Annotated in this window: 18 protein-coding genes and 1 other annotated feature; of the genes, 9 read left to right on the top strand and 9 right to left on the bottom strand. The window is 45.1% G+C overall.

The window, feature by feature from the left end; all coding sequences use genetic code 11:
• Window positions 1-55: 55 nt before the first annotated feature.
• A complete protein-coding gene (gene metG, locus ACYVD3_RS14965; protein WP_460643288.1) occupies window positions 56-2,035 on the bottom strand; it encodes a methionine--tRNA ligase in 1,980 nt (659 codons plus the stop codon).
• A gap of 94 nt (window positions 2,036-2,129) precedes the next feature.
• Window positions 2,130-2,417: a binding site (T-box leader), on the bottom strand.
• A gap of 142 nt (window positions 2,418-2,559) precedes the next feature.
• Between metG and ACYVD3_RS14960 the strand changes: the two genes are divergently transcribed.
• Window positions 2,560-4,380, top strand: coding sequence for a DUF885 domain-containing protein (locus tag ACYVD3_RS14960; RefSeq protein ID WP_460643287.1), 1,821 nt, complete (start codon window positions 2,560-2,562; stop codon window positions 4,378-4,380).
• A gap of 51 nt (window positions 4,381-4,431) precedes the next feature.
• Here ACYVD3_RS14960 and ACYVD3_RS14955 read toward each other — a convergent pair whose 3' ends face one another.
• From ACYVD3_RS14955 to ACYVD3_RS14945, 3 genes are all read right to left on the bottom strand, one after another.
• Complete coding sequence (locus ACYVD3_RS14955) at window positions 4,432-4,968, bottom strand: GerMN domain-containing protein (RefSeq protein WP_460643286.1); 537 nt, start codon at window positions 4,966-4,968, stop codon at window positions 4,432-4,434.
• 27 nt (window positions 4,969-4,995) lie between these two features.
• Window positions 4,996-5,445, bottom strand: coding sequence for a MarR family winged helix-turn-helix transcriptional regulator (locus ACYVD3_RS14950; RefSeq protein WP_460643309.1), 450 nt, complete (start codon window positions 5,443-5,445; stop codon window positions 4,996-4,998).
• Between the two features lie 103 nt (window positions 5,446-5,548).
• Complete coding sequence (locus ACYVD3_RS14945; protein WP_460643285.1) at window positions 5,549-6,076, bottom strand: nucleoside recognition domain-containing protein; 528 nt, start codon at window positions 6,074-6,076, stop codon at window positions 5,549-5,551.
• A gap of 282 nt (window positions 6,077-6,358) precedes the next feature.
• On the opposite strand from ACYVD3_RS14945, the gene ACYVD3_RS14940 reads away from it, so the two are divergent.
• Window positions 6,359-6,718: an arsenate reductase family protein gene (locus ACYVD3_RS14940; RefSeq protein WP_460643284.1), complete on the top strand. Its 360-nt coding sequence runs from the start codon at window positions 6,359-6,361 to the stop codon at window positions 6,716-6,718.
• Between the two features lie 109 nt (window positions 6,719-6,827).
• Here the strand turns inward: ACYVD3_RS14940 and ACYVD3_RS14935 are convergent, their stop codons facing one another.
• Window positions 6,828-7,316: a hypothetical protein gene (locus ACYVD3_RS14935; RefSeq protein WP_460643283.1), complete on the bottom strand. Its 489-nt coding sequence runs from the start codon at window positions 7,314-7,316 to the stop codon at window positions 6,828-6,830.
• 111 nt (window positions 7,317-7,427) lie between these two features.
• Between ACYVD3_RS14935 and ACYVD3_RS14930 the strand changes: the two genes are divergently transcribed.
• The gene (locus tag ACYVD3_RS14930; RefSeq protein ID WP_460643282.1) at window positions 7,428-8,495 is read left to right on the top strand and encodes an undecaprenyldiphospho-muramoylpentapeptide beta-N-acetylglucosaminyltransferase; all 1,068 of its coding nucleotides are present in this window, start codon (window positions 7,428-7,430) and stop codon (window positions 8,493-8,495) included.
• A gap of 3 nt (window positions 8,496-8,498) precedes the next feature.
• Here ACYVD3_RS14930 and ACYVD3_RS14925 read toward each other — a convergent pair whose 3' ends face one another.
• The 3 genes from ACYVD3_RS14925 to ACYVD3_RS14915 are packed head-to-tail and all read right to left on the bottom strand — an operon-like array spanning window position 8,499 to window position 10,119.
• A complete protein-coding gene (locus ACYVD3_RS14925; protein WP_460643281.1) occupies window positions 8,499-9,041 on the bottom strand; it encodes an RNA polymerase sigma factor in 543 nt (180 codons plus the stop codon).
• Window positions 9,038-9,475, bottom strand: a complete 438-nt coding sequence (locus tag ACYVD3_RS14920) for an HIT family protein (protein ID WP_460643280.1) — start codon at window positions 9,473-9,475, stop codon at window positions 9,038-9,040. Before ACYVD3_RS14920 ends, ACYVD3_RS14925 begins: the two co-directional genes overlap by 4 nt.
• 23 nt (window positions 9,476-9,498) lie before the next feature.
• A complete protein-coding gene (locus ACYVD3_RS14915; RefSeq protein WP_460643279.1) occupies window positions 9,499-10,119 on the bottom strand; it encodes a rhomboid family intramembrane serine protease in 621 nt (206 codons plus the stop codon).
• Window positions 10,120-10,332: 213 nt separating this feature from the next.
• On the opposite strand from ACYVD3_RS14915, the gene ACYVD3_RS14910 reads away from it, so the two are divergent.
• The 6 genes from ACYVD3_RS14910 (at window position 10,333) to ACYVD3_RS14885 (ending at window position 14,391) form a co-directional block, all read left to right on the top strand.
• The gene (locus ACYVD3_RS14910; RefSeq protein WP_460643278.1) at window positions 10,333-10,722 is read left to right on the top strand and encodes a Fur family transcriptional regulator; all 390 of its coding nucleotides are present in this window, start codon (window positions 10,333-10,335) and stop codon (window positions 10,720-10,722) included.
• Window positions 10,723-10,754: 32 nt separating this feature from the next.
• The gene (locus tag ACYVD3_RS14905) at window positions 10,755-11,051 is read left to right on the top strand and encodes an AraC family transcriptional regulator (protein ID WP_460643277.1); all 297 of its coding nucleotides are present in this window, start codon (window positions 10,755-10,757) and stop codon (window positions 11,049-11,051) included.
• A 121-nt stretch (window positions 11,052-11,172) separates the two neighbouring features.
• Entirely contained in the window at window positions 11,173-12,159 is a 987-nt protein-coding gene (locus ACYVD3_RS14900; protein WP_460643276.1) for a metal ABC transporter substrate-binding protein, read from the top strand.
• Between the two features lie 14 nt (window positions 12,160-12,173).
• Window positions 12,174-12,884 carry a metal ABC transporter ATP-binding protein gene (locus tag ACYVD3_RS14895; protein ID WP_460643275.1) on the top strand — a complete coding sequence of 237 codons (711 nt, stop codon included), beginning with the start codon at window positions 12,174-12,176 and terminating at the stop codon, window positions 12,882-12,884.
• Window positions 12,881-13,735: a metal ABC transporter permease gene (locus ACYVD3_RS14890; RefSeq protein ID WP_460643274.1), complete on the top strand. Its 855-nt coding sequence runs from the start codon at window positions 12,881-12,883 to the stop codon at window positions 13,733-13,735. The genes ACYVD3_RS14895 and ACYVD3_RS14890 overlap by 4 nt, the downstream gene beginning before the upstream one ends.
• Window positions 13,732-14,391, top strand: a complete 660-nt coding sequence (locus ACYVD3_RS14885) for a hypothetical protein (protein WP_460643273.1) — start codon at window positions 13,732-13,734, stop codon at window positions 14,389-14,391. The genes ACYVD3_RS14890 and ACYVD3_RS14885 overlap by 4 nt, the downstream gene beginning before the upstream one ends.
• A 132-nt stretch (window positions 14,392-14,523) precedes the next feature.
• Here ACYVD3_RS14885 and ACYVD3_RS14880 read toward each other — a convergent pair whose 3' ends face one another.
• A complete protein-coding gene (locus tag ACYVD3_RS14880) occupies window positions 14,524-15,837 on the bottom strand; it encodes a DUF6382 domain-containing protein (protein ID WP_460643272.1) in 1,314 nt (437 codons plus the stop codon).
• Window position 15,838: the final 1 nt, after the last annotated feature.

Here is a 15,838-nt window from a genome sequence, read left to right as displayed (position 1 = left end):
CGGATCAAGTCAAATACCCCGTAGCTTTCTACGGGGTATTTGACATTCCCTTTTGTCAGCAGATTTCCGCTCCTGCCGGCATGGATTTCTCCGGAACCATAAGAGATAGATTGCCTTCTGCATCCTCCGCGCAGAGAAGCATGCCTTCAGACATGACTCCAGCCAGTTTTGCTGGTTTTAAGTTTACCACAACCATCACCTTTTTGCCAACCATTTCTTCCGGCGAGTAGTGGGCTTTGATTCCACTGACGATCTGTTTTACCTGGCTTCCGATCCTTACCTGGGAACACAGAAGCTTCTTTGACTTTGGAACTGCCTCGCAGGCAAGGATCTCGCCTACCTGGAACTGCAGCCTGGCAAAATCCTCGTATTCGATCTCCGCCTTGGCTTCTATATTAATCACATCAGAGGCATCTTCTTTCACAGACTCCTTGGACGCTTCTTCTTTTGCCCCAAACATGGCTTCTACCTTCTCCATGACTTCCTTCATGTCCATGCGGGCAAACAGGATCTCCGGTTTATCAGTCACCTTGTTTCCAGAGGGATATAAACCAAATTCATTCATCTGGGGCAGCTCTCTCTTTGAAGTATTAAGCTGGTCAAGAATCTTTTTGGAGGTATTTGGCATAAAGGAATCAAGGAGGGAGGCTCCTATGGCAATAGCTTCTGTCAGATTATAGAGGACAGTTTCCAGCCGCTCCTTTGAAGCTTCATCCTTGGCAAGGGTCCATGGAGTTGTTTCATCAATATATTTGTTGCTCCTTCTGAAAATATTGAATATGGATGTCATGGCATCTGCAACACGGAGCTTCTCCATTTTTTCCTGAACTTTTTTCACTTCTTCCAGCACCACTGCTTTTAAGTCTTCATCAACAGCCTCTGCTGCCTTTCCGTCATTTACAATGCCCTCAAAGTATTTGTTGGACATGGAAATGGTGCGGTTCACCAGATTGCCAAGGATATTGGCAAGGTCAGAGTTCATACGCTCCACCATAAGTTCCCAGGAGATGACCCCGTCATTGTCAAAGGGCATCTCATGAAGAACGAAATAACGGACCGCATCCACGCCGAAGAAATCCACCAGAGTATCCGCATAGAGGACATTTCCCTTGGATTTGCTCATCTTGCCGTCCCCCTGCAGAAGCCAGGGATGGCCGAATACCTGCTTTGGCAGGGGAATATCAAGAGCCATAAGGAAAATGGGCCAGTAAATGGTATGGAAACGGATGATGTCCTTTCCGATCAGGTGAAGGTCTGCGGGCCAGAGCTTTGCAAACTGCCCGCTGCTTTGGCCGTCACAATCGTAGCCGATACCAGTAATATAGTTGGTCAGGGCATCAAGCCAGACATAGGTGACATGCTTAGGGTCAAAGGACACCGGAATTCCCCATTTAAACGTGGTCCTGGATACGCAAAGATCCTGAAGTCCCGGAAGAAGGAAATTGTTCATCATCTCATTTTTTCTGGACACAGGCTGGATGAAATCCGGGTTCTCATTGATATGCTTTATTAAGCGGTCCGCATATTTGCTCATGCGGAAGAAATATGCCTCTTCTTTTGCCGGCTTCACCTCACGCCCGCAATCGGGACACTTGCCGTCTGCAAGCTGGGATTCCGTGAAAAAGGATTCACAGGGAGTGCAGTATAAGCCTTCGTAATAGCCTTTATAAATGTCATCCTGCTCATAAAGCTTTTTAAAGATCTTCTGGACCTGCTCCTCGTGATCTTTGTCTGTGGTACGGATGAACTTATCATAAGAGGTGTTCATCAGATCCCAGATCTTTCTGATTTCCCCGGCTGCCCTGTCTACGAACTCTTTAGGGGTGACTCCTGCCGCCTCTGCTTTTTCCTCAATCTTCTGTCCGTGCTCATCGGTTCCTGTCTGAAAAAACACGTCGTAGCCTTCCGCTCTTTTATAGCGGGCAATGGAATCCGCTAAAACTGCCTCATAGGTGTTGCCGATATGGGGTTTTCCTGATGCATAGGCAATGGCTGTGGTGATATAGTATGGTTTTTTGTTAGAATCTTTACACATTCTGGTTTCCTCCTGTTTATAAAATGGGGTGCAGTAGAAGGTATTTCTTCCCTTCCCGCAAAGAAAAACCCGCCTAAAAATATCCTTTCGGAAATTTAAAGACGGGGAACTGTCCCGTGTTACCACTTTAATTTATCCGCACCTTGCGGTACGAACCTTACCGGCTGCGTTGGCTTCCTAAAATCCTTCCGGAACTTTATGGTTACTCAATAACAGTCTGACACGATAACGGGTGTAACCGTCGGAATTTAAAGGCACTGCTCTGCCATTCAATTCCGCTGCTCCAAGGCCATGTTGGGAAATACGCTCAAGCTTCCTTTTCAGCTTCCGGAAGTCTCTGCACATGAGGTGGATTTCTTACTCTTCTTTTCTCAGCATTATTATATATATAGTTTATTGGTATTCCTAGTGTAATGGTTTCCGTAAGGTTTGTCAAGCGGGTAAGTTTGCTCATCAAGGCTTTTGTCATGACTTTTTTAATATCATCATATAAATAATACTAGCGAATCACGGAGGGATCATATATGAAAAACAACGTTTTGAATCAGGGCCGCCATTTTCTTTCCATCATCCTGGCAGTTTCCCTGCTTTGCTCCTGTGCACCACTGAAAAAACCGCCTGCATCGCCTTCATGGGCCGAGTATGAACAGTACCATGCCAAGGATCTGTCCACTCAAAACAAGTTTGATCAATTTACAAATGACCTGTTTCGTGAGGAGATCAGCAATTCCGGGATCAGCTTTCATTTCAGCATTGCAAATCCCGCTTCCCGGGGACTTGATACCGTTCCCTTAACCCTGGGTGATTTTTCCCTGGATAAAATGAAAGAGGGAAGCAAAGATCTTTTGGAATTGAAAAAGAACCTGGACGGATTCAACCAGCGTCAGTTGAACGATGAGCAGCGTCTCACCTGGCAGATTCTCCGATCCTACATAGACACGGAATTAAGCTCCGACGGTCTGGAGCTTTACGCCCAGCCTTTAACCTCCACCATCGGAATCCAGGCACAGCTTCCCATCCTGTTTTCAGAGTACGCCTTTTACACCCGTAATGATGTGGATAACTATCTTGCACTCCTTTCTACCATTGATGATTATTATGGGCAGATTATGGAGTTTGAAAAGAAAAAATCAGAAGCCGGGCTTTTTATGTCCGACACTGCCGCTGACCACGTATTAAAGTCCTGTGAGGCATATTTGATCCAGCCTGACCACAGCTTTCTTGCCGAAACATTTAACACCAGGATAGATGCCCTTACGGACTTGACCCCGGAAGAAAAAGCTGCTTATAAGGAGAAGAATTTAAAAATCCTGGAAGAGCATTTTATTCCCGCCTATAAGAACCTTGTAAACGGCATCACTTCCCTCATGGGAACCGGGACCAATGACAAAGGCTTAAGCTGGTATCCAAAAGGAAAAGAATATTTTGAATATCTGGTCAATTCCAACACAGGAACCTCCTATGGCTCCATCCGAAGCCTGACAAAAGCAATCGAAAAGCAGCTTAGCTCCGATATACAGGCCATCGGACAGATCACAAAGGAGCATCCGGAGGTGCTGGACGCCCTTGACGATTATTCGTTCACCTATACCAAGCCGGAGGAGATTCTGGAGTCTTTAAAATCCCTGATTTCCAAGGATTTCCCAGAGCTTCCGCCTTGCAGCTATAGGGTAAAATACGTTCCCAGCTCCCTGGAATCTTCTTTAAGCCCTGCCTTTTACCTGGTCCCTCCTCTGGACCGTTATGAGGATAACACCATTTACATCAACGGCAACCCCCGTTTTCAAAATGATGACCTTTTCACCACCCTGGCTCACGAAGGCTATCCTGGGCATCTGTATCAGAACGTGTATTTTTTAAGCAGGAAGCCTAATGATTTAAGAAGCATCCTTTCCTTCCCCAGCTATTCGGAAGGCTGGGCCACCTATGTGGAGTTTTACTCCTACACCCTTGATAACGGGCTGAACCCGGAGCTTGGAAAGCTTCTGGCCCACAATACCGCCGTCACCCTGGGCATTTATGCATATTTGGACATTTGCATCAATTATGAGGGCTGGGATAAAGACCAGACAGCCAAATACCTTGGCACTTTTTACAATGTGGAGAAAACGGATATTGTGGATTCCATTTACACCAGCCTGATCGAAAATCCCACCAATTACATGGAATACTATGTAGGGTATCTGGAAATTATGGAAATGCTGAACACAGCTAAAAAGATCTTAAAGGATGATTTCAACCTAAAGGACTTCCATACCTTTTTACTTGATGTGGGGCCTGCTCCTTTTTCTGTCATCCAGCCTGCGTTCCGAAACTGGCTGGCCAAACAATTAAGAAGCCATTAAATTCAAAGGGCAGAAACGGTAATATGCCGTTTCTGCCCTTTAAATTTGCCTTTATTTCAATTTCTTATAATTTTTAACGTATTCCAGATAGTCATTATCTGTCTGTTTGATCTGCTCACCGGAATAATTCTTTCCATTCACAAGCAGCTTTAACTTATCCAATTCAAAGTTCTCGATAAAGGTATTGCCAATGGCTGTCAGCATGAGAATATCTCCGTCTGAACTCTTGTCCGGTACCTTAGATAAATCAAGGGTGGCCGTTCCATCGTTTTTATCAAATTTCAGAACCTTTGTACCTTCCTCTAATACGCCATATTCAATCAGCTTGTCCACCATGGCGTCTGCCGTCAGCTCAGATACCGCATCCATGGCCTGATTCAAGCCGGTAGCGTCATCATTCCGGCTGTAAACAGAAATGACCTCCATAGGCTCTGCATTGGGATCAGGGACTTTATCACTGGCGCCCCCTGTTGAAGCCATGACCTGAGGATCAGGTGCAGTAGTCTCCATCTTAGGCTGTGTTGGCGTACACGCCGCCAGGGACATCATCATCATAGCGCTCATTAAAAACACGATGAATTTTTTCATAATTGCATATTGCCTCCTTAAATTCTGTTAAAGGCTCCGGAACCATTGATTCAGCTTGGTCAGAGCTTTGATCAAAACTTCTATCTCATTCTCACTTAGGCCTGAAACAGCGCCGGCAATCATCTCCTGATGAAATTTGGCATGCTGCTCATAGGCTTCTTTCCCTTTTTCTGAAAGAGAGATATATACAACACGCCGGTCCTCTTTTCCTCTCTGGCGGGTCACATACCCCTTTTTCACAAGACTGTTCATGGCTATGGTCAAGGTACCCACCGTAACAGACAGTTCCCTGGCTATGGCCGACATATTCTTTGGCTCTCCAATGCCAATGGCCTCGATCACATGCATATCATTATTTGTAATATTGTTAAAATCCTGGGTAATGATAGCCTGTTGTTCTATATCCATAATATCCCGAAACAGCCTTACCAAAACTTCGTTAAGAGTTCCGTAAGTATCCACGTTTATCCCCTTCACATATGACAATAAAAGCTTCTTCGTAATTATACATGATTATGTATTCCAAGACAACCACCTGAATTCTTATGAAATTCTTAAAATCCAAACAAAAAAATACCTTTTATACCAGAAAACGGGATAAGATAACGCTGGCAGCAACTCCTGCCGCCGTAGCAGCCAATGCGCCGCCCAGGGTATACCGGGTTTTTTTGATCTTTACGGTTCCAAAATAAATGCTCAGGCAGTAAAAAACAGTTTCCGTACAGCTCATAAGCACAGAGGTCAGCATGCCGATATAGGAGTCAGTCCCATATCTCTTAAAAATATCAAGCACAAGTCCTGTTGCCGCTGAGTTTGATACAAGACGTACCAGGATCACCGGTACCACCGGCGCGGGAAGAAAAAGAAGAGCGGCCGGCTTTGTCAGGCATTTCGCAAGAAAATCCAGAAAACCAGAGGCCCGAAGTACCCCCACCGCAGTCATAAGCCCGATCAGCGTGGGCATGATCCCTGCCACTGTTTTCATCCCCTCCTTGGCCCCGTCTATGAAATCATCAAAAACCGGCCGCTTGGATAATATTCCAAAACCCACCATATAAAAAATGATAAGCGGCACTGCCGCCTCAGACAGAAACAATAGAAATTTCATATTTTACCTCCTGATGAACGCCTGCACCTAAAAAACTTGATCGTTATAGTTTATTCCAATTCTTTCCTTTTCATTCAAGGCGTTTTGAGGTAAAATATTCACGTAAGCAATGAGCAGTGCGAAACAGGCCGTGAAAAGATTTTCGTTGTGCCCGCACATAAGAAAATCTTTCCACGGCCTGTTTCATAGAGCGAATGCCCGTGAGCGGGTGAATCCTGCGGGTTCACCCGCTGCACTGCGGACTTGATTAACTGAAGATCAACTGAAAGGAGATACACAAATATGAGCGTTTTATTTTTACAATATCCACCCTGCAGCACCTGCAAAAATGCAAAAAAGTGGCTGGATGCCCATGAGATATCATATGACCCCAGAAATATTAAGGAGGAAAACCCAGCCCCAGAAGAACTTGCAGCCTGGATCAAAAAAAGCGGTCTTCCCTTGAAACGGTTTTTCAATACCAGCGGTATCATTTATAAGGAAAAGAATTTAAAGGACCTTTTGCCAGGCATGAACGAAGAAGAGCAGATCAGTCTTCTGGCTTCTGATGGAATGCTGGTCAAGCGTCCCTTGATCATTGGTGAGGATTTTGTTCTGGTGGGTTTTAAGGAAAAGGAATGGGAGGCAGCATTGCTCCGGTAAATCATTCAGCCATAGGCAGCCCTTTTCCATGGACACGCGCACAAAAATGCCCGGCAGAATTTAAGACTCCAAGTCTTTCATTTCTGCCGGGCACTGTGACGCTGCAATCTTATGGGTCCAGCACATAGGTTATACCGTTAATCATCAAAATACTGGCCCTGGGTTGTTCTTTCATTTCTTCATATGCATTTGACATATTGTTGGCTTTAAGCACCTCGTTTTTGCTCTTGCCGGCATTCTCTTCTCTCATCCGGTAATCGCTTGCCTTTTTTGCAGAAGCCCCGATTGCAGAGGCCGCCAGTATGATCAGAACCACCATTACTATGAGCAGAGGCTTTTGCAGGGAATTCACAAATCTTTGGCCGTAATACAATACCTTTAACTGTTTTCTTACCACTGTCTCTGCCCCACGCCTATTAAGCTCCGCCATGATCTTCTGGAATTCACCTGGAGGAGGGGATGGGGGCTCAGGTGTTAATTCCGGATGCTTTTGCATATAATCAAGCAAATGGGCTTCTAATTTTTCCTGAGATGAAACATAATAATTTATCCGTTTTAAAATGGAATGTTTTTTTCCATGGTTTCTCTCCTTCACCACGTATACACCTCTTAAATACAAGTTATCCTTAAGTTCCCACATGCTTTGGGGTTGACTTTTTATCGCTAACGTTTACTATAATAGTATATCGAATTTGGGAGGCAACGCTTTATGAAAAAAATCATTTTAACTGGCGGCGGTACTGCCGGCCATGTTACCCCGAACCTGGCTTTGATTCCTTCTTTAAAAGAGCGGAACTACGATATTCACTATATAGGATCACACCAGGGAATCGAAGGTCAGCTCATCAAGAGAGCTGGCATCCCCTATGATGGCATTTCTTCCGGTAAACTCCGCCGGTATTTTGACTTAAAAAACTTCTCTGATCCCTTTCGGGTATTAAAGGGATATTGGGAAGCTTTGAAGCTGATAAAAAATCACAAACCGGATGTGGTTTTCTCAAAAGGAGGCTTTGTAGCCGTTCCCGTGGTGTTGGCAGCAAAGCACTGCAAAGTACCTGTTATCATACACGAATCAGACATGACTCCTGGACTTGCCAATAAGCTGTGCATTCCGGCCGCAGTGAAAGTATGCTGCAATTTTCCGGAAACCCTCCCTTATCTTCCAAAAGACAAGGCCGTACTCACAGGCTCTCCCATACGGAAAGAACTTTTAAAAGGGGATCGGCTGACAGGATTAAAATATGCCCAGTTATCTGCAAACCGGCCCGTTATCCTGATCATCGGCGGAAGTCTTGGTTCCGTAACGGTCAATACCGCCTTAAGGAGCATTCTCCCAAAACTTCTCAAAAATTACCAGGTGATACATATCTGCGGAAAAGGCAATCTGGATGAAAGCCTGATCGGAATGGAAGGATATGTACAGTATGAATATGTAGATGCCCCTTTAAAACATCTTTTTGCTGCTGCCGACCTTATGATTTCCAGAGCCGGGGCCAATTCCATCTGCGAAATTCTCGCACTTAGAAAACCAAATATCCTGATTCCTCTTTCTGCTGCCGCCAGCAGGGGCGATCAGATTTTAAACGCCAGATCCTTCGCAAAACAGGGCTTCAGCTTCCTTCTGGAAGAAGAAAACTTAACCGGAGACTCCCTTTTACAGGCCATCACCGAAACCTTTGCCAACCGGCAGACCTTTATCTTAAAAATGGAACAGAGCGAATTATACAATGCGGTTGATACAATCATTGATATGATCGAAGCCCTGGTCCAAAAGTAATCTTTATACATCGAAGTTAGGACCAAGTATCTTTTTCAAGCAAACTCTTGTACGATATATCCGGGAACGGCAGACCGTTCCCGGAATCTTCAGAATTTCACAAATCTCCGGAATGGTAAGCTGTTCCAGGAAATAAAGTACAGCCATTTCCTTCCACTCATCCCTCATATTGGAGATCTCCCCGGTTATCCTTAAAAGAGCTTCTTCTCCAAGGATCACATCAAGGGGATCAGTGACCACATATCTCGTAAGCATCGCCACCTCATTGACTGCGTCTTCCTCATCCAGGCTCACCTTTTCATAATGACCGTTTTTACGAAGACAGTCAATGGATTTACGCTTTAAAATCTTAATCAGCATGCCTTTCTTTCGCATTTCTGTCCATGATAATGAATAATTCTCAAAATATGCAATAAAAGTTTCCTGCACCACATCGTCCAGTTCCATGTCCGGTACGTTGAGTGTTTTCGCTATCCTGCGCAGCAGTCCCTGGTATTCTCCATATATGGACTGGAGCAGCAAGTTTTCATCTTCATGTATGCTCATCGATTATGTCCCTCTGATTGCAGGGCGCTCCTTATAGCGGCTCCTGTCTCTGTTAATTCTTTCGGACCTGTTTCGCCCGGCATCCATGAAACCATAACAGGACTTCCTTCATAACGTGGAATCAAATGCACATGAAAATGAAAAACCGTCTGACCTGCTTCTTTCCCATTATTCTGCACAACGTTAAATCCGGCACAGCCTAATGATTTCTTCATGGCGTTTCCTATTTTAGCCGCTAATGGAAGGACCTTTTTTGCTGTTTCTTCATCCAGTTCACAGAGATCTCTGTAATGCTGTTTTGGAAGGATCAGGGCGTGTCCCCTGGAAGCCGGCCCTAAATCCAGGATCACACGAAAGGTATCATCCTCGTATATGGTTTCAGAAGGTATCCCGCCATTTGCAATTTTGCAGAAAATGCAATTATCTTCCCTCACTTTTTCACCTCCTTCCATATGGATTATCCCCATATTTCCATATCACAGCGCTTTCTCGGCTTACGATACAGGAGAATGCCCAGGACAATACCAAAAAACAGCCCCCCAATATGGGCAGCATTATCTACACCTGTGCTGGTAAAACCAAAATACAGGGAACATGCAATCATAATAAGCAACTGCCGGGCACTTAAATCCTCCAGGCGGCCGCGATTAATAAGCACCGCATATAAAAGGCCTCCGATCACGCCAAAAATAGCGCCTGAAGCCCCTGCTGAGACCACGCTCCGGTAATCTCCCAGGTTCAAAATTATGGACACCACATTGGCACCCACTCCGCAAAGCAGATAGAAAAGCAGGTATTTTATATGGCCCAGTGCCCTTTCCAGATTATCTCCCAATATGAACAGAATGAGCATGTTATTCATAATGTGGTTAATGCCAAAATGCATAAAAACAGAAGTGAGCAGCCGGAAGTACTCTCCTCCCTCTAATACAAGCGGAGCATACATTGCTCCATGGGCCACCATAAACTGCGTATTTTCGGTGGAGCCTGTCATCTCCAGATAAAGGAAATAGATGACATTTATAGCAATCAAACCAATATTCACAAATGCCTTCTTTCGCCTGTACAAGTCCTTCATTACCGCTCTCCTTGATAAATATTACGTTTATTTTAACACAGGCTGCCGTATTATGTAAATATAAACGCGAAATTTGCGGTAAAAACTTCACCTTTCTTCTAAATGAATGCTTTTATATAATTTGCGAAACATTCGCAAATTATATTGACATTTTTTCATTTCCGCAGTACACTTATTTGCAAATAAATCGCAAATTTTAGGAAGTGAATCCCTTTGGCTAACTATATGACAGAGCAAAGAAAACAGCTTTTTGCCTTTTTACAGGAGAATCCCGATAAGCAGTTTTCTGCAAAACAGATTGCAGACCGTCTTTCTGATTCTTCCGTCAGTTTAAGTGCGGTGTACCGTAATCTCACTTATCTGCAGGAAAAAGGACTGATCAACCGTTTTACAAAAGAAGGAAACAGGGAACTTTTCTACCAGTACATCCATTTGGATGATTGCCGTAATTGTATTCATATGAACTGCATAAAATGCGGAGAGACCTTTCATATGAATGTTGACATTGCAGACAAGATGCTGGAGGACATTTTAAGGACCGACGGATTCCAGATTAAGAAAGAGAAATCCGTGATTTACGGAATCTGCAAAAACTGTATCTGATATGATCCGTGATTTTAAAAGGAGGAAGAGACATGGTGAAAAATAAAAAACTGCTTGCCGGGCTTATGGCCATGGCGGTTCTTTTTATGCTGCTCTTTTCCGTATTTTTCATTACCTCTGAAACCCGCCATAACTGCATTGGGGAGAACTGCCCCATTTGTCTTGAAGTACAGGCTTGCGTCCAGGCACTGAATACCCTGGGAACAGGTCTTTCTGTGGTTGTTGCCGTACTGGGCGCAACTCATTTTTTCGTAATCTGCGTAATTCCGGTATTTCACCGTAACCCTTCACACACTTTGGTTTCTCTTAAGGTAAAGCTGACAAATTGAATATTGATTTTCACAAGGAAGAATTCTGCCCATTTTTTAAGCAGGAATTAATTGTCATCCATGCTTCCTTGTATTTTTATGCCCATTTTTAAAAATCAACATTTATCTGGAGGTTCTAATAATGAAAAAGTTAATCGCCTGCCTGCTGGCAGGACTTATGATAATGGGAGCACTTACTGCCTGCTCCGGCACAAATGCAAAGACCAGTCAGAATGACAAGCTGCGGGTGGTTTCCACAATTTTCCCGGAATACGATTGGGTCAGGGAAATCATGGGCAGCCATGCCGATGATGCGGAGATCACCATGCTCCTTGATAACGGCGTGGACTTACACAGCTATCAGCCCACAGCGGATGATATCATTAAAATCTCAAGCTGCGATATGTTTATTTATGTTGGCGGCGAATCCGACCAATGGGTGGAAGATGCCTTAAAGGAAGCGACAAATAAAAACATGGTAGTTGTCAATCTCCTGGATGTCCTGGGTGACACGGTCAAGGAGGAAGAAGTGGTTGAAGGAATGGAAGCAGAGGAAGAAGAACATGCCCAGGAAGATGACGAGGAAGGCCCGGAATATGATGAGCACGTTTGGCTGTCACTGAAAAATGCCAAAACCTTCTGCAATTACATTGCATCAAAGCTGGGAGAGATCGACAGCACAAATGCCGGGGATTATTCTGCAAATGCAGACGCCTATGGAAAAAAGCTGGATGAATTAGATAAAAGCTATCAGCAGACAGTGGACGCTGCCAAGCAGAACAGCGTGCTGTTTGGGGACCGCTTCCCCTTCCGCTATCTGGCAGATGATTACGGCCTTACCTATTATGCCGCATTTGTAGGCTGCTCGGCTGAAACGGAAGCCAGCTTTAAAACCATCGCTTTTCTTTCTAAAAAAGTCGATGAATTGGGACTTGGCAGCGTGCTGACAATTGAAGGAGCCAAGCATAAAATCGCAGAAACTATTGTTCAAAATACAACGGATAAAGATCAGGCAGTTCGTTCCATGGATTCCATGCAATCCACCACTTCAAAGGATGTGGAAAATGGCACGACCTATCTTTCCATCATGCAGACTAATCTGGAAGTGCTGAAGGAAGCATTGAATTAAAAGGAGGAATCAAAGTGGCACAGTTAACATGTAACAACCTCACCCTTGGATATGATGGGAAAACGGTTCTTGAAGGGCTTAACTTTTCCGTAAACAGCGGTGATTATCTTTGTATTGTGGGAGAAAACGGCTCCGGTAAAAGCACACTGATGAAGGCCATTCTGCATCTTCATTCCCCGCTGGAAGGAAGCATTGATATGGAAAACGGGCTGCATCCTGCCGGGATCGGATATCTGCCGCAGCAGACAGTGGTGCAGAAAGATTTTCCGGCTTCTGTCTGGGAAATCGTCTTGTCCGGCTGTTTAAACCGCTGCGGGCTGCGCCCTTATTACAACCTTAAAGAAAAGCAGCTTTCCCGGGACAATATGGAGAAAATGGGGATTTCCCATTTATCAGGGCAGTGTTACAGGGAATTGTCCGGAGGCCAGCAGCAGCGGGTTCTGCTGGCACGGGCACTGTGTGCCGCAGGAAAAATGCTTCTCCTTGATGAGCCTGTTTCAGGCCTTGACCCAAAGGTTACCACCGAAATGTACGAACTGATCCGTAAGCTCAATGAGGAAGGTATCACCATTATCATGATTTCTCATGATATCGGTGCTGCCGTAAAGTATGCAAGCCATATCCTGCACATCGGCAATCCCCGTTTCTTCGGAACAAGAGATGAATACCTGGATAGTGATATCGGCAAAGCATACTCATCCCGGGATGGAGGCAGAAAATCATGAACGTATTGGTGGAAAAATTATCCTTATATTTTGAATACCCCTTTGTGCGCTATGCGCTGATCGTAGGAATACTGATCGCCCTCTGTTCTTCTCTCCTGGGCGTTACCCTGGTGTTAAAGCGCTTTTCCTTTATCGGCGATGGACTTTCCCATGTGGCCTTTGGCGGAATGGCCATTGCTACGGTGATGAAGCTGACCAACCATATGCTTCTCATTCTGCCGGTCACGGTCATCTGCGCGATCCTTCTGCTGCGCACCGGGCAAAATGCAAAAATCAAAGGGGATGCGGCTGTTGCAATGATCTCTGTGGGCGCCCTGGCCCTGGGCTATCTGCTGATGAATATATTTTCCGCCTCCGCCAACTTAGCAGGAGACGTATGCAGCACGCTGTTTGGGTCAACTTCCATTCTGACGCTGACAAAAACGGAGGTCTGGCTCTGCGTTGCACTTTCGGTGGTGGTGATCACCGTATTTCTTCTCTTTTACCACAAGATCTTTGCAGTCACTTTTGACGAAGACTTTGCCAAAGCCACCGGCATAAAAGCGGACCAATATAACCTGATGATCGCCGTCATTATAGCCATCATCATTGTACTTGCCATGAATCTGGTGGGTTCGCTGCTGATCTCGGCGCTGGTCATCTTTCCGGCCCTTTCGGCAATGCGCCTGTTTAAGAATTTTAAGTCCGTGATCCTTTGTTCAGCGATTTTGTCCGTTTTCTGTGCCATACTGGGAATTCTCACCTCCATTCTGGCAGGGACGCCGGTAGGTTCCACCATTGTTGCCGTGGACATCGCCGCCTTTGCCTTATGCTCACTTATCGGATGGATATCAGGAGGTGTAAAAGGATGAGGCGTATTTGGGGAATGATTTTGATGCTTCTCATGGTAAACCTGGCACTGACAGGATGCGGAAAGGATACCGGTGCTGCCTCCGGTCTGGCTCTGCCTCAAGGCAATGGGGCAGACTCCGGGCAATATGACGGGAATGGCTCTAAAGAGGATGATACAGCAGATTCCAGACAGTACGATCCAGACAGTACGGAAGATACTGACGCCAATTTCTATCCTCCCGATTTCGCAGATCCCCCCACAGAGCAATTACAGGAGGCTGACGGCGGTTCCTCACAGGAACGTCCGGCGGACTCCTCTGATGATTCCAACCTTGATATTGATCTGACAAAATTAAGCAGTACCATGGTTTTTTCCGAGGTATACTACATGATGCTGTCTCCGGAGGAATATATGGGGAAAACGGTCAAGGCTGAGGGGGCATTCCAGGTTTACCAGGATCCAGACACAAAGAAAAATTATTATGCCGTGGTGATTGCAGATGCCACCGCCTGCTGCCAGCAGGGGTTAGAATTTATCTGGAACGGAGAGCACGTTTATCCGGATGATTATCCGGAGCAGGAAAGTGAAATAGAAATAACAGGCGTATTTCAAAGCTACCAGGAGGGCGGAAGCACCTATTACTACCTGCTGGTTGATGACGTGAAGCCTGTATAGAATAATGAGATACAATCTTTATAAATACAGGCAGAAAAAAGAATTCTTTTCTGCCTTGGAGATGTCTCCACCAAGCACACCGGCCCGAAAAATGGCCGGTGTGCTGTTTAAAATCAAGGTTTGCCTTCATAGTTATGTAAATATAAAGGCAAAGTTTGCGATAAAAACTTCATCTCCCTTTTTCAATGCTACTGTCTCATTTGTTTCTAATACCCGCCCGTTCACAGACGTTCCATTGGTAGAATTTAGATCGCTGATCCGGTACTCTTCTCCTTCCCTGTCTATCCTGGCATGAATCCTGCTGATCGCTTCTCCCGTAAGAACACAGTCAACCATGCCTTCCTGCTTTCCGATCAGATAGGGAACATAAGTAATTGCAATATCTTCCCCATCAGGACCCATCGCCCGTAAGTACCGGATATTCTTATCCGCCCCTGTATCTGTCAGCAAAGTCGTTTGAAATACTGCTTCATCTCCTGCTTCATATTTAGGAGTCTTTTCCTTTATTTCTTCTTCAAATGTCATCTGCCAGTCATAGCTTTCCTCCGGCTGACGTCCCCCTTCTTCCTTTTTCACCATGGTCTCCATTGGCTGCCGGGACTTTTTCCCCCATAGGGTCAAAACTGCCAACGCTGAGACCCCCCCTGCAAAAGGCACCCCATACCAGAATTTCCGGATTCCTTCTATTCCAAAAAACAGCCATAAAGCTGCTGTAATACCGACCATGACTAAAACCGGGATAATTAAAACTGGCCCGTTCTTTTTTACATTAGAGAAATCATTTCTATCTCCCATCTTCTCCCTTAAATCTTCTAAACTATAAGGAAAGGGGGAGATAGGGCTTTCTTCCGGCTTACTTTCTCTTTCCGTCTGCGGGATCTCTTCATCACTGCCTTTTGTATTAGAACAATTCTTTCCTGCAATTTCAAGGAGATCCTTTATCCCGTAATTTTCCTTAAGGCTTTCCTGATACAGTCCATAAGCCATTACCACACATTCCTTATCCTGATGGTTGACTTTCCCCAGAAGATATCTCAGCAGTCCTGTCATTTCTCCCGGAAATCCCACCTTCCTCCCGGGCACAAGACAAAGAAAAACCGTAAACTGCTCCGGCTCTACATAAATATATTCCGGTTCCAGGAGAATCTGCTTTTCCTTAAGGAGATAAAGCTCCAGTCTCTCCAAAGTCTTCCCAATATCTCCGATTAATTTTTGAAGTTCCTCTCCGCCCAGGCTATGGTATTCAAGGACCCTGTTTAAGGGCTGCTTTGAGGTGATCTCATAATAATAAAGCTTCCGGTCATCCACCTGCTTTGCATGGAATTTCAACAGACCCTCTATCCCGTTTGCTGCCATCATATGTATTTCATAGCTGTCATACTCTGCCTCTTCCGGCTCTATTATCAAATAATTGTGCTTCATTTCCCGCCTGTATGCAACCTTCACT

It is taken from the genome of Lacrimispora brassicae, assembly GCF_054772055.1.
The sequence above is the reverse complement of the archived record's forward strand: the minus strand, read 5'-3'. Positions and strand labels throughout refer to the sequence as shown.

Excerpts from the sequence above, each read along its gene's own strand:
- ACYVD3_RS14930 (WP_460643282.1), top strand. The coding sequence starts at position 7,428 with ATGAAAAAAATCATTTTAACTGGCGGCGGTACTGCCGGCCATGTTACC.
- ACYVD3_RS14905 (WP_460643277.1), top strand. The coding sequence starts at position 10,755 with ATGGTGAAAAATAAAAAACTGCTTGCCGGGCTTATGGCCATGGCGGTT.
- ACYVD3_RS14925 (WP_460643281.1), bottom strand. The coding sequence starts at position 9,041 with ATGAGCATACATGAAGATGAAAACTTGCTGCTCCAGTCCATATATGGA.
- ACYVD3_RS14940 (WP_460643284.1), top strand. The coding sequence starts at position 6,359 with ATGAGCGTTTTATTTTTACAATATCCACCCTGCAGCACCTGCAAAAAT.
- ACYVD3_RS14955 (WP_460643286.1), bottom strand. The coding sequence starts at position 4,968 with ATGAAAAAATTCATCGTGTTTTTAATGAGCGCTATGATGATGATGTCC.
- ACYVD3_RS14885 (WP_460643273.1), top strand. The coding sequence starts at position 13,732 with ATGAGGCGTATTTGGGGAATGATTTTGATGCTTCTCATGGTAAACCTG.
- ACYVD3_RS14960 (WP_460643287.1), top strand. The coding sequence starts at position 2,560 with ATGAAAAACAACGTTTTGAATCAGGGCCGCCATTTTCTTTCCATCATC.
- ACYVD3_RS14915 (WP_460643279.1), bottom strand. The coding sequence starts at position 10,119 with ATGAAGGACTTGTACAGGCGAAAGAAGGCATTTGTGAATATTGGTTTG.
- metG (WP_460643288.1), bottom strand. The coding sequence starts at position 2,035 with ATGTGTAAAGATTCTAACAAAAAACCATACTATATCACCACAGCCATT.
- ACYVD3_RS14890 (WP_460643274.1), top strand. The coding sequence starts at position 12,881 with ATGAACGTATTGGTGGAAAAATTATCCTTATATTTTGAATACCCCTTT.
- ACYVD3_RS14945 (WP_460643285.1), bottom strand. The coding sequence starts at position 6,076 with ATGAAATTTCTATTGTTTCTGTCTGAGGCGGCAGTGCCGCTTATCATT.
- ACYVD3_RS14900 (WP_460643276.1), top strand. The coding sequence starts at position 11,173 with ATGAAAAAGTTAATCGCCTGCCTGCTGGCAGGACTTATGATAATGGGA.